General features: G+C 62.4%; 15 protein-coding genes and 7 pseudogenes. 9 read left to right on the top strand and 13 right to left on the bottom strand.

Going from position 1 to position 23570, the window contains the following annotated elements; genetic code table 11:
- Positions 1-114: 114 nt before the first annotated feature.
- From MSPGM_RS06315 to MSPGM_RS06305, 3 genes are all read right to left on the bottom strand, one after another.
- Positions 115-675, bottom strand: a complete 561-nt coding sequence (locus MSPGM_RS06315; RefSeq protein WP_261926220.1) for a hypothetical protein — start codon at positions 673-675, stop codon at positions 115-117.
- Between the two features lie 266 nt (positions 676-941).
- Positions 942-1529 (bottom strand): hypothetical protein, encoded by a 588-nt coding sequence (locus tag MSPGM_RS06310; protein ID WP_261926219.1) that lies wholly within the window; start codon positions 1527-1529, stop codon positions 942-944.
- A gap of 82 nt (positions 1530-1611) precedes the next feature.
- Complete coding sequence (locus MSPGM_RS06305; RefSeq protein WP_261926218.1) at positions 1612-3042, bottom strand: hypothetical protein; 1431 nt, start codon at positions 3040-3042, stop codon at positions 1612-1614.
- Positions 3043-3188: 146 nt separating this feature from the next.
- On the opposite strand from MSPGM_RS06305, the gene MSPGM_RS06300 reads away from it, so the two are divergent.
- Positions 3189-4372, top strand: a protein-coding gene (locus MSPGM_RS06300; RefSeq protein ID WP_209688052.1) for an IS3-like element ISMex5 family transposase whose coding sequence is annotated in 2 segments (ribosomal slippage) — positions 3189-3453 and positions 3453-4372 — 1185 coding nt in all. Because the reading frame shifts where the segments join, the coding sequence is not laid out codon by codon here.
- Between the two features lie 289 nt (positions 4373-4661).
- On the opposite strand, the gene MSPGM_RS06295 is transcribed toward MSPGM_RS06300, so the two are convergent.
- Positions 4662-5306, bottom strand: coding sequence for a hypothetical protein (locus tag MSPGM_RS06295; RefSeq protein WP_261926217.1), 645 nt, complete (start codon positions 5304-5306; stop codon positions 4662-4664).
- 105 nt (positions 5307-5411) lie between these two features.
- Between MSPGM_RS06295 and MSPGM_RS06290 the strand changes: the two are divergent.
- Positions 5412-5600 (top strand): annotated as a pseudogene (locus tag MSPGM_RS06290) (transposase); the annotation flags it as partial.
- A gap of 50 nt (positions 5601-5650) precedes the next feature.
- On the opposite strand, the gene MSPGM_RS06285 reads toward MSPGM_RS06290, so the two are convergent.
- Together MSPGM_RS06285 and MSPGM_RS06280 are read right to left on the bottom strand one after the other, a co-directional pair.
- A complete protein-coding gene (locus MSPGM_RS06285) occupies positions 5651-7525 on the bottom strand; it encodes a peptidoglycan D,D-transpeptidase FtsI family protein (protein WP_410007703.1) in 1875 nt (624 codons plus the stop codon).
- Positions 7526-7627: 102 nt separating this feature from the next.
- On the bottom strand, positions 7628-8059 hold the full coding sequence (locus MSPGM_RS06280; RefSeq protein WP_261926215.1) for a hypothetical protein: 432 nt from the start codon (positions 8057-8059) through the stop codon (positions 7628-7630).
- Positions 8060-8308: 249 nt separating this feature from the next.
- On the opposite strand from MSPGM_RS06280, the pseudogene MSPGM_RS25470 reads away from it, so the two are divergent.
- The 4 genes and pseudogenes from MSPGM_RS25470 to MSPGM_RS06265 all read left to right on the top strand — a co-directional run.
- Positions 8309-8434: pseudogene (locus MSPGM_RS25470) on the top strand (IS3 family transposase); the annotation flags it as partial.
- Positions 8435-8659: pseudogene (locus MSPGM_RS06275) on the top strand (integrase core domain-containing protein); the annotation flags it as partial.
- A 55-nt stretch (positions 8660-8714) separates the two neighbouring features.
- Positions 8715-9320, top strand: a pseudogene (locus MSPGM_RS06270) (DDE-type integrase/transposase/recombinase); the annotation flags it as partial.
- A gap of 887 nt (positions 9321-10207) precedes the next feature.
- On the top strand, positions 10208-13717 hold the full coding sequence (locus MSPGM_RS06265; RefSeq protein ID WP_261926214.1) for a hypothetical protein: 3510 nt from the start codon (positions 10208-10210) through the stop codon (positions 13715-13717).
- Between the two features lie 90 nt (positions 13718-13807).
- Here the strand turns inward: MSPGM_RS06265 and MSPGM_RS06260 are convergent.
- Positions 13808-14024: pseudogene (locus MSPGM_RS06260) on the bottom strand (transposase domain-containing protein); the annotation flags it as partial.
- Between the two features lie 819 nt (positions 14025-14843).
- The gene (locus MSPGM_RS06255) at positions 14844-15275 is read right to left on the bottom strand and encodes a hypothetical protein (protein WP_261926213.1); all 432 of its coding nucleotides are present in this window, start codon (positions 15273-15275) and stop codon (positions 14844-14846) included.
- Positions 15276-15796: 521 nt separating this feature from the next.
- Between MSPGM_RS06255 and MSPGM_RS06250 the strand changes: the two are divergent.
- Positions 15797-15913, top strand: a pseudogene (locus MSPGM_RS06250) (IS5/IS1182 family transposase); the annotation flags it as partial.
- Here MSPGM_RS06250 and MSPGM_RS06245 read toward each other — a convergent pair.
- The 5 genes and pseudogenes from MSPGM_RS06245 to MSPGM_RS06225 form a co-directional block, all read right to left on the bottom strand.
- Positions 15908-16183 (bottom strand): annotated as a pseudogene (locus MSPGM_RS06245) (IS3 family transposase); the annotation flags it as partial. The pseudogenes MSPGM_RS06250 and MSPGM_RS06245 sit on opposite strands and share 6 nt — an antisense overlap.
- Positions 16184-16731: 548 nt before the next feature.
- Positions 16732-17151, bottom strand: coding sequence for a curli-like amyloid fiber formation chaperone CsgH (gene csgH / locus MSPGM_RS06240; protein ID WP_261926212.1), 420 nt, complete (start codon positions 17149-17151; stop codon positions 16732-16734).
- Positions 17152-17340: 189 nt separating this feature from the next.
- Positions 17341-17772: a hypothetical protein gene (locus MSPGM_RS06235; RefSeq protein ID WP_261926211.1), complete on the bottom strand. Its 432-nt coding sequence runs from the start codon at positions 17770-17772 to the stop codon at positions 17341-17343.
- A gap of 375 nt (positions 17773-18147) precedes the next feature.
- The gene (locus MSPGM_RS06230) at positions 18148-20886 is read right to left on the bottom strand and encodes a Crp/Fnr family transcriptional regulator (protein ID WP_261926210.1); all 2739 of its coding nucleotides are present in this window, start codon (positions 20884-20886) and stop codon (positions 18148-18150) included.
- A 123-nt stretch (positions 20887-21009) separates the two neighbouring features.
- On the bottom strand, positions 21010-21723 hold the full coding sequence (locus MSPGM_RS06225; RefSeq protein WP_261926209.1) for a PDZ domain-containing protein: 714 nt from the start codon (positions 21721-21723) through the stop codon (positions 21010-21012).
- Positions 21724-22419: 696 nt separating this feature from the next.
- Here MSPGM_RS06225 and MSPGM_RS06220 point away from each other — a divergent pair.
- The gene (locus MSPGM_RS06220) at positions 22420-22851 is read left to right on the top strand and encodes a hypothetical protein (protein ID WP_261926208.1); all 432 of its coding nucleotides are present in this window, start codon (positions 22420-22422) and stop codon (positions 22849-22851) included.
- Positions 22852-23094: 243 nt separating this feature from the next.
- The gene (csgH, locus tag MSPGM_RS06215) at positions 23095-23454 is read left to right on the top strand and encodes a curli-like amyloid fiber formation chaperone CsgH (protein ID WP_261926204.1); all 360 of its coding nucleotides are present in this window, start codon (positions 23095-23097) and stop codon (positions 23452-23454) included.
- Positions 23455-23570: the final 116 nt, after the last annotated feature.

The raw sequence follows: 23570 nt of genomic DNA, 5'->3' as shown, positions 1-23570 counted from the left end.
CGGGCGTGTGGATCGCGTAGGGGATGCCTCGGCGGATCCGGGTTGGGATCCGCCGGCTCGCCGGGTGGCGCGCCCCATCCCCGGGAGCTGAGGTGGCTCCCTTCATCGCGAGACCTACCGGTCGTGCTGCTCAGGCGGTGTGGCGGCCCAGACGAAGTAGCTGCGATCGAGCGGGAAGAATTGGCTCTCGGCCTCGACCCTGAGGAACGATCTCTCATCGTCTATATCGATGGCGACGATGAAGGGGCCGTACCCTTCGCAGGCTGCCATCGCCGCGCAGCGGATGGCCTGACGCTGGTGCGCCGACAGCGGCTCCAGGTCGTCCTCACCCCAGGCGAGAACGGCTTCGGCCGTCAGGCCCCGGATCAGCGTGACCGGCCGACCCGCGCGGAACCGCGTGAGCAGGAGCTTGCCCATCACTGACGGCAGTGTGGCCGAGCCGCGATACATGCCCCACCCCGTCTCCCGAATTCGGCTGAGCCGGTTAATCGGCGAGAGCTTGGCCTCGACCCGGAAACGCAGGCTTCCGGGCAGAATTGCCACGAACGGCATCGCGACCGGCAGGGCGTGCTCGCGCACGAGCCACTGGTGGGAGAGCCACGGCGCCCCGTACCCAGTCACCGCGGGATCGACGCTGACCGTCGTGAAGCCGAGGCAGGTCAGCTCATTCGCCACGGCCGGTCCGCGGTGGATTTGATGAATTCGTGCGGGCATATAGCGGTCCGTCCCCTGTCCTTATGGCGACGGTTCGGACCCTATCGACGGCATCGCCGCGGTTGCCGGGGTGCAAATCGACAGCGCCGTCAACCGACGTTCAGTACGAGGGAGCGGTCGAGGTGGCGCGTGAACGAGCCGCGCGGGTGGTGGCATGATCACCGATGCAAAAACGGGCGGCGTCCTGCGACGCCGCCCGTCTCATCGTCATACCGATCTGCGCGGGCTTACCGGTGCGAAGACCACCGCACGCGCTGGCGCGGGAACCGCGCGAACAGGTGCCCGGCCAAGCGCCAGCCGATCGTCGTGCGAACTCCGCGCCGCGGCCGGATCGCCACGAGGACGGGCCTGCCCGTGCGGGTCGTGAACCACGCCAGGACACCCAGCACGAGCCGCTGCCCCCCGCTCAGTGTCGCCAGCTCGGTCGAGGCGATGGCACGGTCGAGCAGCGTCGCGCTCTCCGGTGTCACCGTCACCGCATGGCCGCCGCGCAGGCGCTCGGCAAGGCGTGTGACCGCCATCTCGGCGGTCACGGCTTCACGGGGCGCGAACGCCCAGCCAGTTGGAGCGAAGCTGTTAAACTGGACGTCGGTGTAGTCCTCACGAGCAGGATGAGGCGTTAAGGTACCGGGAGCGGTTCGTACGATTGGCGTCCCCTCTACGATCCGGTGCTGGTCGACGAAGGCTTGGACCGCCTTGATGCGGACGGTCCCGTCGCGCATCGGGTCGTCCTGGATGACGTCAAAACCGTAGGCTTGCAATTCGGCGGTGATCGCCGCGCCGCTGACGGAAGAGAGAAGCTGTCGGATGCTCACGTGGTCTGTCCTCATGCTGATTGCACGAGGCAGACCATGCTCGAACGGCATGTACCGTGGCCGGGGGGCAAATCGTGCCCGTCTAGAAAGGCTCGTCAGGCTCCTCAAGGGAGGTCATCAGGTCCCCGCAGCACCCCTGCCAGGCTTGGGCGAAATCGCCCGGCACGAGCAGGTAGCCGCCCGGCAGAAAGATCGGATCTGGCAGGGGCGACAACGTCGCATCGGGGAGTTTGCTGGCAAAGCGGGCCAACGTGGACGTGCGGGCGGTCGGCGCTGTAGGCTCAGGGCTGACCACAAACACCGATCGTGCCAAGCCGTCGCGTACCACTGCCGCGGCGCACTCCCACAGGCGCACACGGCCTTCTGGGGCGAGGAAGGACATCATTGTCTTAATCTCCTCGTCCAACTCAGTCACTTGATCCTCCTCAAGCTGGTTTGGTCCAGCCAGAGAGCAAAGTCGCACGGCCTGCGGCAAACTCATGACACCGTGCCTTTCACGGTAAAGCCGCCCGAGCCAGCGTGCTGTCTCCAGCAAGGCGTCGGCATACCGACGCTCAAGTGCTATGAGTTTGGGATTGATGACCCGCGGTTCGATGTCTGCAAGCAGCGCCAGCATGACGGCCTCTCGCAGGCCGAACAGATCATCCAATCCGACGCTGCGGGGAATGCGCTCACCGCTGCACGTTTGAAACGGTGGCAAGACTCTAATAGCGACCGATGGCAATAAGCTGAATCCGTTAGCGACGCGCCGCATATCCTCCGGAGTCCGGGCCGCGCGCAGTGCCTTGCCCGCGTTCGAACGCGTGCGGTCCACCGACAGCGCGGCGGAATGGGCAATGCGCAGTTGGATCAGGATTTTGGCGGCCCACTCGGCTATCGCCAGCGGATCGAAGTCGCAGCCTGGATGGCGATCAGTGAAGGCTGCGATGTCGTGAGAGATCTGATTGGCAACCTGGCCAGGCATCGCGGCATAGCGCGGCGCCTGGCTCGGGGCTGAGGGACCAAGGCGTCCGATCCGTCCAGCCCCAGGACGGACGAACTGCGTCTTGCGGCCGTCACGATGCGTGCTCTGGAATTCATAGCGCTCGAGCACCAAACGTAGGTCGCTCCTGTCGGGAACCTTTACCCAAGACTGGCCGCCGGATGGGTAGTAGCCCAGAGCAACACCGATCAGTCCCTTCGCAGAGGCCGAGACATTGCGATGGCGGTTCTGGAAGGCGAGGCCATCACGTTGGGCGCGTTCGAAGGCGAAGCGAATGATCTGTTCGCCGATCACTGTCCAGGCCTGGATCGCGTCGCGCAACGCGAGGGTCGCCGGCGAGTACGCCCTCTGCCCCTTGCTCGCCGAGGATGAGCGTGCACCTCGCTGCCAGATCGGGTGACCGAACCGGAAACCCTTCCGCTGTACACCGCTCAATCCGAGGTCCAGTCCGTCGAGCTGATCCGGAAGAGCCTGGACGAAGCGGATGCTGAGGTCATCGCGCGCAGCCTCCCGCCAGATCGCGGCGAGCACATCCTCCCCGTAGTGGCAGTCGGCGTTGAGGTAGACGACATCCTCAGTACCGACTGCAAACGGCCGGTCGATGGGTTGCAGTGATCCGCCCCCACTGAAGTGGTCCGCCCTGAGGTATGGCTTTTGAGCCAGATGAGGACGGACAGATGGGAACGAAGCGGCACAAGCCGGAAGACGTGGTCGCCAAGCTGCGGCAGGTGGATGTTCTGGTCTCGCAGGGCCAGAGCGTGGCGGAGGCGATCCGGGCCATCGGCGTGACGGAAGTGACCTACTACCGCTGGCGCAAGGAGTACGGCGGCCTGAAGAGCGATCAGGTTCGACGGATGAAGGACCTGGAGGTTGAGAACCAGCGGCTGCGCAAGGCGATTGCGGATCTCACCCTCGACAAGCTGATCCTGCAGGAGGCCGCTCGGGGAAACTGACCAGCCCCGCGCGCCGACGCGCCTGCATCGCGCATGTCATGAACGTCCTAGACGTCTCCGAGCGCCGCGCCTGTCGGGCGCTCGGGCAGCATCGCTCGACGCAGCGCAAGGTGCCGCGGGGAAGAGAGGATGAGGCCGCGCTGACAGCCGACCTCGTGGAACTGGCTCGCCAGTACGGGCGCTACGGCTACCGGAAGATCGGTGCATTGCTGAAGGCGGCGGGCTGGTTCGTCAACGACAAGCGGGTCGAACGGATCTGGCGGCGCGAGGGGCTGAAGGTCCCGTCTCGGCAGCCCAAGCGCGGCCGCATCTGGGACGGGGATGGTTCCTGCCTGCGATTGCGGGCGGAGCGTCGCGATCACGTCTGGTCCTACGACTTTGTCGAAGCCCGCACGCACGAGGGCCGCAAGTTCCGGATGCTGAACGTGGTCGATGAGTTCACGCGGGAGTGCCTAGCGATCCGCGTCGCACGCAAGCTGAAGGCGGCGGACGTGATCGACGTGCTGTCCGACCTGTTCATCCTGCGCGGCGTGCCCAGCCATATCCGCTCGGACAACGGTCCGGAGTTCATCGCCAAGTCCGTGCAGGCCTGGATCACCGGTGTCGGCGCCAGAACAGCCTACATCGCACCCGGCTCGCCATGGGAGAACGGTTACGTCGAGAGCTTCAACGCACGACTACGGGACGAGCTTTTGAACGGTGAGATCTTCTACACGCTCAAGGAGGCGCAGATCGTGATCGAGAGTTGGCGTCTACACTACAACAGCGTGCGCCCGCACGCCTCGCTCGGCTACCGACCACCGGCCCCGGAGGTGTTCGTGCCGGCCTTCACCGCTTGGCCGGCTGCGCTCACTCGGTCGGCTCCGCCGGCCAAGCGACCCGTGGAGCAAAGGCCGACCCTGCACTAACTTAGAACTTGGACCACCGCGTGGGGGCCGATCACATTGCCGATCAACAATTTCGGATGCTGGGGCGGCCAAAAAGACATCACCGAATAGTTTGAGGACTGCAACGACAACCATCCTCATTCCGGGCTGAAATGGTACTCGCCCCGCTAGTTCCAACAAGTCCAATCCGCAACCACCTGTCCGTTAAAACGGGGGTAAGACCATGGCGGTCGGTAAGTTTCTGGTTGCACCGGGTTGACGATCGGTGAGGCAAAGAGGCTTGACCTAGCTGAGGCGCAAGCGAAGCAGGCTATTCAATCTCTGAGTCTGCATCGCCCGAATTGGCCTGATCTTCGGCGACGGTATCAAACTCGAACGCAAGGGCTTCGGCTTTGTCGACTCCGGTGAGCGTGAGGTCGCTCCGGACGCGTACGTCGAGCTGGCCGAGCGGATCGAAGATGAAGCGGACCATCAGCTTGCCTGCGCCCTCCTCAAGACCCGTTACGATGGCGAGAAAAAAGTCCGGGTCGTCACGTGCCGCCTCGATTTCGGAGGCGGTGAGCGTCACATCGGTCGGGATCGCTTCCCCGGAGCACATCTTGATCTCGTAGCACTGCCGGAGCTCGTCGATCGCGTCGACTCCCACCCCTCGCGTGGAGCGAAGGTCGTTGAACTGTTCGACGTCGAGCGCCAAGGCGCTGCGCACCGCGTCTAGCGCCACCTTCTCGCGGTCGCTCGATGGCGGTAGAACGGTCCGGGGAGATCCGGAGCTACCGCCGCCGTTTCGGCCGGTTGTGAAGGTGCGCTGCTTCTGCTTCGCCCGACGCTTGTTGACGACTGGGTTGCCGGTCGGTGATGCGCCGAGGTTCACGATAACGCCGCCGGAGGGCTTTAGCGTGGCAGGATCCTTCAGCTTCCGGACCTGTACCGTTCCCGTTTCTGCACCCGAATTCATTGTCGACTTGGAAGTCTCCTTCTTCGAGCGTGATCGCACTGACCTGACTGGCTGGCTTTGGACCGGGCTGATTGAGAGGATCAGCCAGGACCGAAGGAGTTGGACATGCGGCGAGGACAGAAGACGAGCGCGGAGCAGGTCGTTTTGAAGCTGCGCCAGATCGAGGTGCAGACAGCTCAGGGCAAGAGTTTGGCGTTGGCGTGCAAGGAGGCGGAGATCTCCGAGCAGAGCTATTACCGCTGGCGCAAGGAGTTCGGCGGCCTGCAGGTCGATCAAGCCAGGAAGATTGCGGATCGGCGCGGGTTTTGAACGTGGATGGCGGCCGTCACAGCCAGCGCCTCAGATCATTTAGGGTCATTGAGCCTATCCACATGGTAGGCACCGAGCTTCTCCATCAGCGGGAAGGGCTTGGCCGGCGGGTCGAATTGCGGCGGCAGGCCCAGAACGGGGGCGACCCGCTCGATGAGGCGCCCGGTGACGATGCCCGAGTTCCAAGCGGCGGTGGCGTAGCCGCCGGATTCCGGCAGGCCCTGGGGCTCGTCCATCAGGGTGACGAAGAGGTATTTCGGATTGTTCATGGGCGCCGCCGCCATGAAGGTCGTGAACAGGCGGTTCTTGGCGTAGCGCCCGTTGATGACTTTCTCGGCCGTGCCGGTCTTGCCGCCGACGTAGTAGAGCGGGACCGACGCCTTCTTGGCCGAGCCTTCGACCGCGTTGAGGCGCATGATGAAGCGCATCGCCTCGCTGGTCTCGGGCTTGAGCACGCGGGTGGCCCGAGCCATGGCGTCCTCCGGCGTCGTCATGAGGAAGGTGGGCGTCATCAGGAAGCCGCCATTGGCGATGGCCGCCACCGCCGCCGCCGCCTGGATCGGCGCTACCGCGAGGCCGTGGCCGAACGCGATGGTGATGGTGTTGATCTCGGTCCAGCGGGCCGGGACGATCGGTGCCGCGCTCTCGGGCAGCTCGGTGCGCATCCGGTCGAGCAGACCCATCTTCTCCAGGAAGGCCTTGTGGCCGGGCACGCCGACGCCGAGCGCCATCTTGGCCGAGCCGATGTTGGAGGAGTGCGTGAACACCTCGGGCATGGTGATGACGCGGTTGGTGCCGTGATACTCGTGGATCTTCTGGCGGCCCCAGTTCAGCACGCCGCCGCGGGTGTCGAAGGTGGAATTGACGTTGTACTTGCCGGAATCGAGCGCCATGGCGAGCGTCATCGCCTTGAAGGTCGAGCCCATCTCGTAGACGCCGACATTCATCCGGTTGATGCGGTCGTCCAAGAGCGCGTCCTTCGGGTCGTTCGGGTCGAAGTCCGGCATGGAGACGAGGGCGATGACTTCCCCGGTCTTCACGTCGAGGATCATCGAGGCGCCGGCCTTGGCCTTGAAGTGGTCGATGCCCCAGGCCAGCTCGTCGCGCACGGCGAACTGCGCGCGCAGATCGATTGAGAGCTGCACCGGCTTCAGATCGGTCTGCTTGTTGATCAGCCCGAAGCTGTTGAGGGCCTGCAGGCCGGTGGAGTCGATGTACTTCTCCATCCCGGCGATGCCGACGCCGTCGAGGTTGGTCGCGCCCAGGATGTGGGCGGCGGCGGTGCCGTTCGGGTAGACCCGCTTGTGGTCGGGCAGGAAGCCGATGCCCGGGATGCCGCGCCTATGGACCTCGGCCTGCTGCTTGGGCGTCAGCTCGCGCTTGACCCAGATGAAGCCTGGGTCACTCCTCTTAGCTCGTCTCCTAAGTGCCTCCTGCCTGAGAGCTCCTTTCTTATCCGCGAGGGTCTTGCGCAGCTCCGCGGCATTCAGTTCCGGTAGTGCCGCGGTTAGCAATTCGGCCGCCTCGTCGATGTCGGAGATATTGCCAGGCTCAGCAAAGACTGAAACGGTCGGAATGTCGGTCGCGAGGATCTCTCCATTCCTATCTACAATATCCGGGCGAGCGACGCTCGCAGTACGCATTGCTTCTCGAAGCGCGACAGAGGCCCGGCTCGTAAATGCCTTGAGATAGATCGAAGCAATCCCAATAATGCCAAACGTAAGAAGAAACAGAAAGCTTAGTAGGGCTACGCGATGATGAGATTTTTTGCTGTCAAGGCGGAACATGCCGTGCGTCGTAGTACCGCCCGATAAGGGGCTGTCACCCTCGCGTGCGTGCTTTGCGGCGCGAATCATTTCGGACGCTGAGCTAACCAACTCGGCTAGATCACGTGTCTTTCTTTTCGGCATAGGAGCTGCCCTGCGGTACGAGTTGAAGCAGGTGGATCTGGGAAGGTGCGTGTTGTGTCTGGCGGGGTGGTTTGGCTCGCCCCGCCGAGCTGAACTGGCAGATCACCACGCCTCCGCGCGGACGCGGTTGCCGGAGCCGACAACCCGGCCGCCGACGTAGCTGCCGTTGGTCGCACGCAGGGCCATCTCGTTGTGGTGGCCGCGAACGAAGGCGTCGATCCGCCCGCCCGAGCGAGCCTGGGTTCCGAGCTGGTTGCCGAAGCCGCGCGAGTCGAGGTGGGTGCGAGTGCGGCTGCCGAAGCTGCCGGTCACGACCCGGCTGCCCGGGCCGGTGACGGTGCCAAAGACACCGTGACGATCGCCGCGGCCGTAGACGCCCCAGTAGGCGCAGTCGCGCGCGCGGGTGTCGATGCTGCTGTCGTTGCCGTAGAACTCAGTGGCCATGACCGAGCGGCAGCTGGCCATGGCGGGGGCGGAGGCCGCGAGCGCCAGGGCGATGCCGGTGGCGGCGGTCAGGAGGGTGCGGGTGGTCATGGGAACCTCGATGGTTGGGCTGAGAGGCTTCGGCCCCTCCGGCTGGCCGGCCGCTGCGGCCGTCCTCACACCCAGACCATTGCTCAGCCCAAACTCACCCGTTGTGGGACAACCAACACCCGAGCCACGTACCTGCCCCGCTCGTCGCTGCACCGTTGCCCGGAGCGGCATGGCATCAGCCGTCAGTGATCCGCCCCCAGCGGAGTGGTCCGCCCTTTAGTATGGCTTTCGAGCCAGGAGGACGGATCGATGTCGAGGAAGCGACCCAAGCCTGAGGAGATTGTCGCGAAGCTGCGCCAAGCCGACGTGCTGATCGGTCAAGGTATGAGCGTGGCGGAGGCAATCCGGGCGATCGGCGTGAGCGAGGTGACCTACGACGAACTGCTGGACGGAGAGATCTTCTATAGCTTGCGGGAGGCGCAGATCCTGATCGAGAGCTGGCGGCGGCACTACAACACAGTCCGCCCGCATGGCGCACTTGGCTATCGGCCGCCCGCGCCAGAGGTCTTCTTACCCGCCTTCACCGCTTGGCCGGCTGCGCTCACCCCACCGGCTCCGCCGGCCAAGCGACCCGTGGAGCAAAGGCCAACCGTGCACTAACTCTATGCCTGGACCACCCGGTGGGGGCAGATCACCAGCCCGAGACGAAAGGCACAAGACCAAGAAGAAGCGCTCTGCCGATCACCCCATCGTCTACATGCACATCGATATTGCCGAGGTCAGGACAGAACATGGCAAGTTCTACCTGTCTGTGACCATCGACCGAACCTCGAAGCTGGCCTTTGCCAAGCTGGAAGCAGAAGCCAATCGCTACACACCATCGGACTTCCTCCGCGCGCTGATCGCGTTCGTTCCGTACAAGACTCACACCGTGCTGACCGACAACGGTGTGCAGTTCTGCTATGCGCCGCGCAACAGCTCAGGCCCGACAGGCTTCTACAGCCGTCACATGTTCGATCGCGTTTGCCACGAGCACGGCATCAAGCATCGCCTTACAAAGCCCAACCATCCGTGGACCAATAGTCAAGTCGAGCGGGTGAACCGCACCATCAAGGACGCGACGGTCAAACGCGACCATTACGAGACCCACGACCAACTCCAGGCATACCTCCAGCTGTTCGTCGATGCCTACAACCACACCCGTCGTCTGAAGACCCTGCGAGGCCTCACACCCTACGAACACGTCATCTAGGTCTGGACGAAAGCGTTCGAACGCTTCAGGCTCGATCCGTCACACCACATCCCGGGACCATACACTTAAAGGGCTTCACGGCTCAGCCCTACCTGTGCATATTATGGGAAGTGCATAATCGCCTAGATTTCCATGTGAGTATCTGAAGCATGCGCCCATCGTAGGTGCGGGCCTCAACGAAGTCGTAAGATCAAACGTGGTCGCAGGCACGAGCCATCCCCGACCTGGATCGCAGGCCATACCTTAGGGCAGACCGCTCACAGCGGGACGGATTACGGCGGCCAGATCGCGTCTATCAGGACCGGGCAGCGCTTCGACAGTCAAATGTCGATGGCCTTTGATGGAGACATGCCACAGCCGCCTCGCCGTCAGCCAGTATGCTCCCCCTCCGCGTCTTTGTTTCTTCCCCCAGCGACGGCGCGAGGAGCGGCTGCGCGCGCAGTCGATAATCGCCAAGTTGTTCGGCAACTACGCGAGCTTAGTTGAGCTCACCCCGTACTTTTGGGAGAGCGAGCCATGGCGAGCCGGCGGGCACTTCCAGGACGAGATTGATTCGCCGCTGCAGCACGACATTGTTGTGCTCGTCCTATGGTCTCGGCTGGGCACGCCCTTGCCCGTGCAGACTGCGCTCCGCACGTACTGCGGCATAGACGGGCACCCGCCAGTTACCAGCACTGAGTAAGAATTCGAGAACGCGCTGGCCGCCCTCCAGGCCTGGCACACGCCTGATCTCCTCGTCTATCGCCGGAGCGGTGATCCAGGTGCCTCACTCACAGACGCTCCCTGTGAGCCGAGCAGGAGCGACAATGGTTGGCGCTACACTACTATGATGGAACTGCTGATGTCAAGTAAATATCATAATTTATATCTCCTAATATTTTACATTCGCCGAATTTTGCACTCAAATTCCAATGTGATATGGTGCCGAAACAAAAAGCGGTTTCCGAAGTGGTTGAATGCGCGTTGTTCGTGTCTTCATTTCGTCTCCAAACGATGCTCTAGACGAGCGCCGTCGCGTCAGCCGCGTCGTCGAGCGACTGAACGGCACTTTCCGAGACAACGTGCATTTGGAGGCAGTGCGCTGGGAGGAGCGGTTCTACTCCGCTCATGACAGCTTCCAGCCGCAGATCCTGCGCTCCATCGAATGCGACCTCGTCGTGGCGATCCTGCGTGGACGCCTCGGCAGCCCATTGTCGGAAGCCTTTCACACAGCTCTGCCGCCCCAGGAGCGGCTACCCGACGGCGCATCCTACCCGAGCGGCACCGCCTACGAGATCCTCTCGGCGATCAGACAGCGTCAGCATGGCGGCGAGTTGCCCGACATCTACGTGTTTCGCTGGCCGGAACCGCCCCAAATCAGCCTAGACGCACCTGAACGGGCCGAGATCGAGGCACAGTGGCAGGCGCTGAAGCGCTTTGCCGAGGCGGTGTTCCTCACGCCCGAGGGCCAATTCAAGGGCGCCTACCAGAGCTATAGAAGCCTGGACGATTTCGAGGCACAGGTCGAGGCGCTGCTGCGCGACTGGCTGAAGGCCCATGTCCTCGGCGAGCACACGGTGCTGTGGCCAGCAGAAAGGGGCAGCCCGTTCCGCGGTCTCGAACCCTTCGGAATGCGCCACTCCGAGGTGTTCTTCGGTCGGACGCGAGAGGTTTCCCGCGCGGTGGACAAGCTGAAACTGGTCGCCGGGCAAGGGACACCGTTCCAGCTCGTGGTCGGCCCAAGTGGGGCAGGTAAGTCCTCATTCGTCCGCGCCGGGCTGGTGCCTAAGCTGATCGCACCGGGTGAGGTAGAGGGTGTCAGTGTCTGGCGGGTGGCTCTGATGCGTCCGGGCGAGAGCCCAGATGGGCCGATAGCAGCCCTGGCCCGGCGATTGTTCGAGAGCTCCGCTGAGATTCATCCGGCTGAGGCTGGCCGTCCAGCGGCCTTACCCGAACTAAGTATGGGCGCCTTCGCCACACCAGAGGCGCTCGCCCTCCTTCTCGCCCATGCTGACGAGACCAGCTCGGCACCAATCCTCACTTCCCTCGCCAAGATCGCCGGAGCCGAGCAAAAAAAATGGGGTGCAGAGCGGTCGCTGCCGGCACGCCTGCTCCTTGTAGTCGACCAACTCGACGAGATCTTTGCCACGGCGATCACAGACGCGCAGCGGGTACAGTTCGGTCGGCTTCTGGAGGTGCTCGAACGCACGGGCGCGGTGTGGGTTGTAGCTACGCTGCGGGCAGAGTTTTACGAGACGTTCCTCAAGAGTTCGCTGGCGGTGCTAGCGGGCGACGAGCGCACCTTCACCCTGAAGCCGCCGGGCTTGGCAGAGATAGCCGAGATCGTGCGCGAGCCGGCGCGGGTGGCACATCTTACCTGGGAAAGTGACCCGCAGACGGGCGAGCGGCTCGACGAGCGACTCTTGATCGATGTCGACCGCCCAGACCTGCTGCCGCTACTACAATTCGTGCTCGACCGGTTGTACGAGAAGCGCGAAGGCGGGTTCGAAGGTCAGCCGCTGCGCCTAACCTTCGCAGCCTACCGCGCCCTCGACACCCTCGACGGGGCCCTCGACACGGTCGGCCGGCAAGCCTTGGATACGCTAAGCGTGGACGAGCAGGCCCGTTTGCCACGTCTGCTGCGAGCGCTGGTTACGCCAGCAGCGACCGGCGGCGCGACGACTCTTGCGCTGCAATCCGTTCCTCTCGCGCGAGCTGCCCCCGATGAGGAGAGCCGGCGCTTGGCTGGCGCGCTGGTAGACGCCCGCATCCTGGTGACGAACGTCAACGAGCAGGGTGAACCGCTGATTAGCTTAGCGCATCAGCGAGTGATCGAGGCCTGGGAGCAGGCCCGTACGATCATTGCGGCTAGCGCCGGCTTCTATCGCGTGCAAGGCGATATTACAGCTCAGCGCAGCCGTTGGGAGAGCGGCAAGCGGCGCGGTGAGCTGCTGATCCCGCGAGGTGTGTCATTGGCGGAGGCTGAACAGCTCACGGAGGCTCATCCCGACGAGTGCCTGGGAGAAGACATAGCCTTCGTGCGCGCCTCAAGACGTCGCGCCAACCGGGCCGTGACACTATTCGCCAGCCTCGCCGCTGTATTTGCGATCGTGACAGTATTTTCCGCAATACAATGGAAAAATGCTAGTGAGGCGAAGGCTGAGGCAGAGCAGCAAACAGATCTGGCCAATAAGCAGAAAATTCGCGCGCAAGAAGCTGAATTACAGGCAAAAATTCGCAAGGATGAAGCAGAATATAGATTGCAATCATCTAGAAAAGTCATAGAAAACGTGATCGATAACGTCGTGTTTAATATGAAAGGCAAAAGAGATATAAATTTAAATACTCTTAGAAATATATTAGAAAGCGTTGAGCATTCAGCTAGCGACCTTGAGAAATCCTCTCCAGAAGACCTTAACGTAAAAATCAGCAAAGGAAAAATGCTAAGATCGTTCGGTGAATTATATGCAGACTTAGGAAAATTCGAATTAGCATGCGACTATTTTAGCAGATATTCTAATATCGCGGAATTGCTTCGCAAGCGATATACGCAGGTCAGTGCCCCTCAGCGTGATTACGTTGAATCTCTGGTGCAACTTGGATGGTGTAAGGAGATGTCAGGAAGTTTAGACGAGGCATCAGACCTGATAGAACGCTCCAAGAAAAATCTGCTAGATCTTGAGAAAGAATTTAAAGACATTGATGCTGACAAAATGCTTTTTGCTGAGGTTCTAAGTAGATCTGCAAATATAAGAAGAGAGAAAGGCGACTACAAGGGCGCAGCATCTGATTACGAAGAAATACTCAAAATTCAGCGGGATGCATCAGTAGAGAAGCAGCTCAATCCGACAGAGAAATACAATTTTTCGTTAGTATTAGGGAGGGCGGCATGGGGAAGGCTGCTAAACCGCAATTATAACGAAGCTTACCAAGTAGCTCAGGAACAAAGCAATATTCTCAAGCATTTGACAGAGATAGAGCCCGATAATTTAACTTTTTTATCATCATATGCCGAATCCTTTGGAATGCTAGCAAGAATTGAAAGTGCTAGACATGATTATGCGAGCGCTATTTTCGCGATCAATAAGCAGATTGGCATTGCGTCAGACCTAATGATAACGAACAAAGAAAACCCGGATATTATATCAGCCCTCTCAAGTGCCTACTACATAAAGTCGGCGGCAGAATTGGATTCAGGGCTTGAGCAAGAAGCATTAGGGAGCATCTATAGGGCGATAGAAACCGTATCGAGTCATCTACAATCTAATAGTAGCAATTTTCGGATGATGGAATTGAAATGCCTCTACTTAAAAAGACGCGCTCAAATAGAACACAAGCTAAATTATCTAGAAAAATCATCGGAGGCCTATCGAGAGATAGTTGAAATACGAAAAAAACTTACTCAAGCAAATCCAAATGATAGAAACCTGCAGACAGAGCTTTCTGCCGCTATCGTTGATTTTCAGAAATACAATATGGCCAAATAGTATTCGATTTTTGAATATCAGCGCACAAAACGTTTGCTTTTTCGAGACCACTTGCATGGTGGTAAGCGCTCGGTAAGGGGGGGCGATTGATTAGGCGGCGTGCGCAGCCGGCTGGGCGGGCGTATAGTTCCAGGGTAGCAGGTCGGCCAGCCGGTTGGCGGGGTGATCGGCGATGCGCGTAAGGACATCACGCTGGTAGGATTCGAGATCGTGCCGGTTCAGCTTGGCCGTCTCGATCGGCATGTAGAGCGCGGCCGCGCGCTCAACCCAGGGAGGCGGAGCCGGCGAACAGGTAGTTTTTGCGCCCGTCGTCGAAGGCATCCGAGCCTGCCATCACCTCCCGGCGCAGGAAATCGTCTAATAGCGTCAGGGGGGCCGCAGTCGCACCCAGCCAGCCGGAGAGCGTCGAGGTGGCCAAGTCTACCCTGTCAGGGGTGTAGATTTCGGCCAGCCGGGTCAACGGCTGGGGGCAACCGCTTCCGTAATCTTTGCGTGCGGCAACCGCCTTCGCCTTCGGGAGCAGTCCTGAATGAGGCAATACGTGGTCTCATCCTGATTGTCGCGCTGCAGACAATTAGCTGCTGCACGGTGATAGCATCAATCGTCAAGCAGCGCACGATTTAATGCGGCAGATTGTCGGAGTGGTCTTTTCCTCGCCAATCAGTTGTTTCGAAGTCGCATTGACCGCAGGACTCTTAAGTTGTGTTGCGACCTGTAATTCGAGGGCGGAGAACTGGCCGGGAAAGCGTAAACGCAGCCCGCGGGCGTGGCCTATTGCCCAATTATGAAGTTCGCGCATGCCGCGCTCGCCTCGGGACAGCCGGACCCGATATGAAGCGGCAAGCCGAAGATAGCGCGCATGGTCTTCCCGGGCGTGCATGAGATGTTGCATGGAGCTGCACCAAAAAATCGAGTACCAATGCCCTCCGGCGGTTCGCCTACCGCAGCCACCATCGCCCCCTCTTATCACCCTGTCCCAACCTACCTCCTGTGGCAGAGCTCGGGACATGGCTGAGGGCTCCTCAGATGAGGGATTGCGGTGGGGATTGAAGCAGGTGGATCTAGGAAGGTGCGTGTTGTGTCTGGCGGGGTGGTTTGGCTCGCCCCGCCGAGCTGAACTGGCAGATCACCACGCCTCCGCGCGGACGCGGTTGCCGGAGCCAACAACCCGGCCGCCGACGTAGCTGCCGTTGGTCGCACGCAGGGCCATCTCGTTGTGGTGGCCGCGAACGAAGGCGTCGATCCGCCCACCCGAGCGAGCCTGGGTTCCGAGCTGGTTGCCGAAGCCGCGCGAGTCGAGGTGGGTGCGAGTGCGGCTGCCGAAGCTGCCGGTCACGACCCGGCTGCCCGGGCCGGTGACGGTGCCAAAGACACCGTGACGATCGCCGCGGCCGTAGACGCCCCAGTAGGCGCAGTCGCGCGCGCGGGTGTCGATGCTGCTGTCGTTGCCGTAGAACTCAGTGGCCATGATCGAGCGGCAGCTGGCCATGGCGGGGGCGGAGGCCGCGAGCGCCAGGGCGATGCCGGTGGCGGCGGTCAGGAGGGTGCGGGTGGTCATGGGAACCTCGATGGTTGGGCTGAGAGGCTTCGGCCCCTCCGGCTGGCCGGCCGCTGCGGCCGTCCTCACACCCAGACCATTGCTCAGCCCAAACTCACCCGTTGTGGGACAACCAACACCCGAGCCACCCAGCAGAACCAGAGCCGCAGCTCGCCGCGTGGATGCGGATCAGGTAGGCTCCGGCATGAAGTCACGGTTCTAGCTGCACAGCCACCTGCCGCCCTGGGGCCACGTCGATCCCGACAACAGGAGCGTCCATCTGATCCCATCTTTGCGCAAGCGGGCTTCGCGATGAGCGGCCCAAGCGACTGTTCGGGTTCGATGGAACGGCAGGTGAGGACCCGGCTCAATTGCGAGCTTGATGTCCCCAGAGGCTAACGGTCTCTCACCCGCCGCCGCGCCGAGCAGCATACTCGATGCGGGCGGGATCAAGTGACAAAAGGCTACTGCATGGTAGCGGCCATGGGTAGCCCCGATAGGCTAGATCCGGGATGGTGACAGGCGCGGCCGACCGGCAGCGCGAGCGTCGGGCGCGCAGCATCGCACCGCGCATCGCCCGACGCGGCATCGAGAGCCGCGGACATCTGAGACGCTACCGCTGGATCGCGGAGCGCACCTTGACGTGGCTGGCTCGCTTCTGACGGCTTACCATCCGCTACGAGCGACGCGCTGACCGCCACGACAACCGCCAGTACCTGCCCCATCAGCGACAGATCGGCCCCGAGGCGGCGCAACCGAGCGTTCTCGCGCTTCAAGTCCTTCATCCGAACCGCCTGATCGACCTACAGGCCGCCATATTTCTTGCCGCAGCGTGAGTCGCTCTGCTCGGAGATCTCCGCCTCCCTGCTGGCCAGAGCCAAGCTTTTGCCCTGCGCCGTCTGCACCTCAATTTGGCGCAGCTTGAGCATCACCTGCTCCGCGCTCGTCGTCTTACCTCGCTTCGTTCTCGGCTCCTCTAGTCCTGGCTGATCCTCTTAATCAGCCCGACCCCAAGCCAACCCGTCAGGTTGCAAATAATTTAGATACCCAAATAAACAGTTCGACGCTAAAATACACAATGACAACAACTACGAAAAAAATTACACTAATTATTATTTCTATTAACTTTGCAGCCGCTATTCCCAACAGAATACAGGCTGCTATCTCGCACATTGAATCCTTAGACATGACGCGTTCACTCTATAAAGATAGGTTTTTACTGCCGCCGCAACAGAGAGGCTTTCACGCTAATGTGCTCGACCTCTTGTGGATGGAACAACACCTCGTCTCGGAGGCTGAGCCAGCGGCGGCGGTCAGGGTGGGGTGACGGTGGTCGAGGGAAACTCGGGCGCGAGGCGGAGAAGCCTCAGCCTTTCCGACTGGCCGGCCGTTGTGGTCTAGGCCACAGGAGGAGAGTCGAGCCGGATGAGGCGGACCATCGGTCCGCACACCCTCGGCTGAGCGTCACTGCCGTATCTCACAGGCTGCACTGGGTGACGGTGCGGCCTTCAGGATCACGCAGTTCGAGCCGGCCCTGCAGCTTGGCGCCTCGACCCAGGTTGAGGCTGGGGCCTTCCAGCTCGGCCCGCTGCCCGGCCCGGATCTGGAAGGCGTCACCCGTCGAGCTCGACACGCTGTTGCGGCCCGCGTCCCGCGCCGCGACGCTGAACTCGTACTCGCCCTCGGCGGCAGCTGCAGCATACACGACCGCCACGAGCACCTGCTCGCCGCCACGCCTGGCCTGGTGCAGCTCGCACCGCAGCGGGGCAGACGGGGACGGTGCGGGCTGCACGTGAGCCGGGGCCGAGTTCGCCCCAAGGAGAGAGGTGTCGGGCATAGTCATGGGCACGGCGGGGTTTGCCAGGCACGAGAGCGAGAAGATGCACAGCCAGTTCATAGAGGTCTCCTGTTGGTCTGAGTTGTGTGAAGGCGCAGCCAACACGAGGCTGCAGGCTTGCAGTGTCTGCGGTCAGTTGATGAGGCAGGAGGCCACGTGCATCCCACGCTTTCCTAAGCCGGTATCTTGCGGAGGCGTGTTGTCTCTGGCGGAGTGGTTGGCCTCACCCTGCGGAATTGGGCTGGCAGATCACCAAGCCTCAGCGCGGATGACGTTGCCGGAACCGACAATCCGGCTGCCGACGTAGCTGCCTTCGGCCGAGCGCAGCGCCATCTCGTTGTCGTCGCCGCGCACGAAGGCGTCGACCTCGCCACCCGAACGAGTCTCGGTCCCGAGCAGGTTGTCGACGCCGCGCACGTCGAGGTGGCTGCGGGTGCGGGTGCCGAAGCTGCCGGTCACGGCCCGGTTGCCGTCACCAGTGACGCAGCCGGTGACCTCATGGTCGTTGCCTCGGCCGTAGACACCCAAGTAGGCGCCGTCGCGAGCGCAAACGTCGATGTCGTTGCCGTCGCCATGGAACTCGGTGGCCATGACCGAGCGGCCGTCGGCCATGGCGGGGGCGGAAGCGACCAGCGCTAGGGCAATACCAGCGGCGGCGGTCAGGAGGGTACGAGTGGTCATAGGAACCTCGGTGGTTGGGCTGAGAGGCTTCGGCCCCTCCGGCTGGCCGGCCGCTGCGGCCGTCCTCACACCCACACCATCGCTCAGGCCAAACTCACTCGTTGTGGGACAACCAACACCCGAGCCTCGCAACAGAACCTGAACCGCAGCTCGCCACACAGAAGCAGGGCTGACGCCATGGCTTGAGACCGCCGCCAAGACCGATCTCGGCGGCCTCGTCAATGAGCTCCGGCGGGACGAGGCTGCCGTAAGCGTGGGCGTCGTCGAGCCCTGGAGTGGACGAAGCGGCTAAGGACTGAGACCGCCCCGCATGGACAGGTTTTTCGGGCAGCGCCGTAAAAGCCGTGCAGCCACCGAGGCTCTCAAGGCTAACTCCTACGCGTCGCTGGCCATACCGGCAGACATACTGCGGAAGTACCGCATGGCCGCCCTTGGCGCCCGGCTTCCGTCAGCTTTACGGGTCTGCAGCCCGATCTGCGCGAACGGTGCCGGCTCGCGGATATGCAGACGCGCAGCTGCGGCAAACGCTTCGGTCAGCACCACCGTACCGAGGGGCAGCTCGATGTTATCGCGCGCGCCCTGCAGAGCGGCCACGCGTGGCTCCGAAAGACCAGTGCCAGTGAACACACTCCCGTAGTCAAGGACGACCCGCAGCCCGTCAAGGCCTGGGATGATTGCCTGGCACAGAACCGCGGCCAGGTCTTGCGCACGGGCGACATCGCGCAGGCCGACATAGAATCCCACCATCTTGTCAGCCAAAACCCGCGGCTTCAGCTGCTCTTCGGGTCGAAGCTGGCGTGTTGCGAGCAACTCCAGGATGCTGGCCGCTCGGTCAGTGTACTCCTTGACCAGGGAGGCTTGTTTAGCGCGATGACGGTCGTAGTCGCCCGGTACTGCCAGCCATACGAACAGAACTGCGCCAAAGCTGTTTGGAACCGCTTCCTGCGGAGCAGCCACACGCCCATCACGCCAGCGCGCGGCAATTGAGATCGCACGGTGCCCCTGGGCCTGCCAATCAGCCCGAATGCGAGACGTTCCAGCAATCGAGCCCGGACCCGAGCCGTCATGGATGCAGACCATCACGGCCTCGCTCTCCCATTCATCCGCCTGGATCAGCGCTAGCCCCACTGCATGACGGTTCCCAACGTAAACGGCCTCGTCGAACGGCAGCCGCACTTTGACCGGCTTGTCCTCCTCCAGAATCGTTACCGTGCGCGCTTGACCGATAACCCGGTCGAAGCACTGCCGCCAGTAGCGGTTGGCATCCGCATCCCCTACTCGGACGGAGCGATCTAGGAACTCGTCCGTCGGAACAGGCAGCACGACATGTACGGACACTTTTGCCTTGAGAGCACGCTCAGCAAGTAGGAGATCGGATCCAGCGGCCAAGGCGCAGAAGACGGCACCGATCTCGTTCTCGGCGTAGATTTGATCGACTGCCGCCTCCAGTTCTGCCGCGGCGTGGCGCCAGCGCGCGAGCTCAGGATCGGGTTGTGGTGGCAGATGCCCGGTGGCGTAGACGACGCGTTTCTGACGCAACAAGTCGCGCAGCTCATTTGTTAGCGGCCCGCAGAACGGCGCGAGCCGGCGCAGCTGCAGCCGCGTCGAGGCCACATCCCCGGCTTGCGAGATCCCCACGCTTGCAGCAGCGCGTGCGGCGGCCAGCGCCGGCTCACGCTGACCCAGGATCAGGTGGCTCTCCATAGCGGTGGCATGGTCCCAGTACCGAGTCTGCGGTGCCCCTTTATCCAGCGCACGTTGCGCGTAGTTCTTCGCTCCAACTCCATCACCGGACACCTGTGCCATGGCTGCCGCGTTGATAGCACTGTAGGCATCACTCTGAAATCGATCGGAAACAGCCCTGTAGCGCCCCGCAGCTTCAACGGCCATCGACTTGAAACGTTGATTTCTCATTGCTGACGCCGCAAACGCAATGTCCTTGGCCATGCGGGCCGACAAAGCCGGAATATCCACCCGCAGACGACCTGAGGTCCGGATGCGGTCGCTCTCCCAACGCTCTTGCTCGTCGGCGTCCTCCGTCCCGCCCTCATCTGCGTTGTCACGTCCCTTGCCCCCACCAGGCGATCTGTAGCCTTCGTCGATACTCGCCAGGATGGTGCTAAGTGCACCATTCCAGCCGAATACCTTGAGCAAACCGCCCGCCTCATCGAAGGAGCCGCAGCGCAGCATCGCGAGCACTGCTTGATGCCGGATCTCGGGATGGTTGGGGAAGCGGCCCAGAGCGTCGAGGGCAAGATTGCGCGCCCGATACGCGTTCCCAGCCTTCAGAGCATCGGCGATGGTGTCACGCGCGATCGCGAAGGTCTCGAAGTCTAACCGGACCGCAAGGTCGGCGAGTTGGTCGAGACGTTCAAGGTCATGGATCAAAATTTCGCCGCCTGGAAGCACGGAGAGAACACCCGCAGATCTCAGAGCACTGAGCTTCTGGTTGAGGGTATCACGGCGCAGGCCGATCTGCTTCGCGATCTCCTCTTGACTCAGTGGCGCCGTCCGGCCTGTAGTTCCGCCCGCTCCCTCGGTGAACGAGATGGCGGTTTCCTCCCGCAACCAAGCGGCGAGGCGATAGGTGCCGTCGTCAACTAGGGCATCGTCCAGGACGTTCAAAACGCCGGCAAATGCGTCGGCGACGTTCCGCCCCAGGGCCGCCGACAAGCTCACCGCCTCCTCCGGCGTCAGGAGTTCGAAGATCTGAAACGAGATGCGCATGACCTTGAGTGCTGTCGCAGCGCGCGCGCCTGTCAAAAAGACACGCGTTGCACCAGGGCGCCGCGCACCTGCCTGGTGACGCAATAGCAGGCCGGATTGAACAATCTCGGCTTGTCCTAACAGGGCCGGTGCTCGGACCCGTTCAAGCCTCAGGATCCGCCCGGTCTTCAGGTTGGTCCAGGAAACATCGGCGAACTGAGGAAGGGCTGCGACCTCGCCTGGCAGCAGGACGTAGAGACCGTCGGCAGGATCCCCCTGTCGGTAGATGAACTCGCCAGGCTCCACCATGCTGAGCCTTTGCCGTCTCAGGAGTGCTCGCGCCGTTTCTGGAGGCAGGGCACCGAACAAGACCATGATCTTATCGAGATCGAATTCATTGCTCGCCACATCGTTCTCCTAAGCCGGGAAGGCGGCGTACCCGCACTTGTTATCGAGGACAGGCCTTCGAGTAGGCATCGAGAGCAGCAATAGCGTTCGATGAGGCCCGTCGCGACGTACGCATCGGAGACATCAGGAGTCGAAGAAGACGGTCAGTTTCAAGCGTTTCCCCTCGCGAACAACCGACAGCACTGCGGTGTCGCCGCTACGCCTGACCACTGCTACACGCAACTCATCGTTCGTGCGAACCGCTTGTCCGTCAAATCGCTCGATGATGTCGCCGACGCGTAAGCCTGCCTGAAAGCCGGCACCATCCGGCTGCACCTCCCGCAACAAGATGCCCCCGGATGAGGATTCGTTCGCAGCGACGGGGCTAATCGCGACGCCTAACCGAGCTGTTCCTTGGATCGCAAGCGGCCGTCGCTCCTTCCGCACGCCGTTCCGTGTTTGCGCCGCGGCACGGGCGGCGTCCGGCCCAAGCGGCAGCCGCACAAGCACAGGATCTGCGCCGAACCCGATCCAAGGCGGTACCATACGCAGCTTGGCCACCCTGCTTGAAGCAGCTTCACCCACTTTAGCGACGAACACCGAGCCATCGGCCGTCGCTATAAGGAGCTTATCAGCGGACTTGTGGTAGTCGGTCTGCTTAATGCCGCTGTCGAAATTTTGGCCGCCGAGGGACTTGCCGGCGGCCCGGTCCCATATTTCGACGGCCTTGTCGCGGCAGATTGCCAATTGATTGCTGACGGGCGCAAACGCGAAGCAGTGGATAGCGTCGAAGCGTGCGGCCTCGGCGCCTGTGGCGAGATCGATCAGCCGCGTCGAACCGCCTCGTGCAAAGACCATCATTTGTCTCCCATCAGGCGAAACTTCTATGGAAGTAAGGTCAGCAGAGGCGTAGGGGTTCGTCGCGAGAAGGCGCACTGGTCCCGTGCTGTTGTTCGATCGCGTTGCAGGCGTCAAGTCGGACGAGAGCGGTCACCGCCGGATCGTGGTTGTTTCCGCGGTCGGTCCCTCTGACCGCCGTACCATGCGTCTCGAAGCGGGACTCACCATGTCGAGTGCGCGGTCCAATTCGACACCGGCCGCAAGACCCAACCCGGACTGACCCTGCTCGCGTCCCGGCGGGGACGCCTCTGCCCGTCTTACACCGGCGGATCTCGATGAACGGCTCGCGTGCGCGCTGGCCGCCCTTACCTCATGCGGTGGCTACCGGCCACGGCTGGAACGGCGTCCCCGCCCGCCACATGATGAGCTTGGATTGCCCGACGGATAGCCTCAGTCGCCGTGGCGCTGCCGTGGAGAATCTGTCCCATAGCGCGTCCCTCCAGGCGGTCTCAGGCGTACCACCACACAAAGGGACTGATCATCTAGGTGTGACTGTGTGGCGAGCTGCGGCTCTGGTTCGGCTGCGTGGCTCCGGTGTGGTTTGTCCCACAACGGGTGAGTTGGGGCTGAGCAATGGTGTGGGTGTGAGGACGGCCGCAGCGGCCGGCCAGCCGGAGAGGCCGAGACCTCTCCGCTCAGCATCCCGAGGTTCCCATGACCACCCGCACCCTCCTGACCACCGCCGCCGGTATCGCCCTGGCGCTCGTTGCTTCCGCCCCCGCCATAGCCGGCGGCCGCTCGGTCATCGCCACCGAGGTCTACGGTGATGACAACGACATCGACGTCTGCGCTCGGAACGGCGCCTACTGGGGCGTCTACAGCCTCGGCAACGACCATGCAGTCACTGGTTGCGTCGATGTCGATGGCAACCAGATCGTGACCGGCAGCCTCGACCGCGGCACCACTACCCACGTCGATGTGCATGGCGTCGATAACCAGATCGGCACCCAGGCTCGCTCGGGCGGCGAGGTCGACGCCTTCGTGCGTGGCCACCGCAACGAGATGGCCCTGCGCGCGGCCAACGGCAGCTACGTCAGCGGCCGGGTCTTCGGCTCCGGTAACGTGATCCGCGCTGAGACCCGCTGATCTGGCGGTCGATCTCGGCGGGGTGAACCAACCACCCCGCCAGAGGCAGTCTACCTCTTCCCGATGCCGATTCAGGCCAGCGCTGTGCTCTGATCGCCCCCTTGCCTGAACGACTGGCCCCCGCAACCTGCAGCCTCGTGTGGGCTGCGACCTCATACAACTCAAACCAACAGGAGATTTCCGATGAGCTGGCTTTGTGTCTTCTCGCTCTCGTGCCTGGCCAACCCCGCCGTGTCCATGTCCATGCCCGATACTTCTCTCACCCAGACGAACCCAGCGCCGGCTCACGTGCAGCCGGCACCGTCCCCGTCTGCCCCGCTGCGGTGCGAGCTGCACCAGGCGAGGCGTGGCGGCGAGCAGGTGCTCGTGGCGGTCGTGCATTCTGCAATTGCCGCCGAGGGCGAATACGAGTTCAGCATTGCGGCCCGGGATGCGGGCCGCAACAGCGTGTCGAGCTCGACCGGCGACGCCTTCCAGATCCGGGCCGGGCAGCGGGCCGAGCTGGAAGGTCCCAGCCTCAGCCTGGGCCGAGGCGCCAAGCTGCAGGGCCGGCTCGAACTGCGCGATCCAGCGGGGCGCACCCTCACACAGTGCAGCCTGTGAGACGCTGCAAGGAGGCTCGGCCGAGGATGGGCGGACCGATGGTGCGGCTACCCCGGTTCAGCTCATCCCCTGTGGGCTGCGCCACAGCTTTAGCATCACCGGCTCCGCGCTCGTCA

The sequence above is a fragment of the Methylorubrum sp. GM97 genome, assembly GCF_024347855.1.
Classification (GTDB): domain Bacteria; phylum Pseudomonadota; class Alphaproteobacteria; order Rhizobiales; family Beijerinckiaceae; genus Methylobacterium; species Methylobacterium extorquens.
The sequence above is the reverse complement of the archived record's forward strand: the minus strand, read 5'-3'. Positions and strand labels throughout refer to the sequence as shown.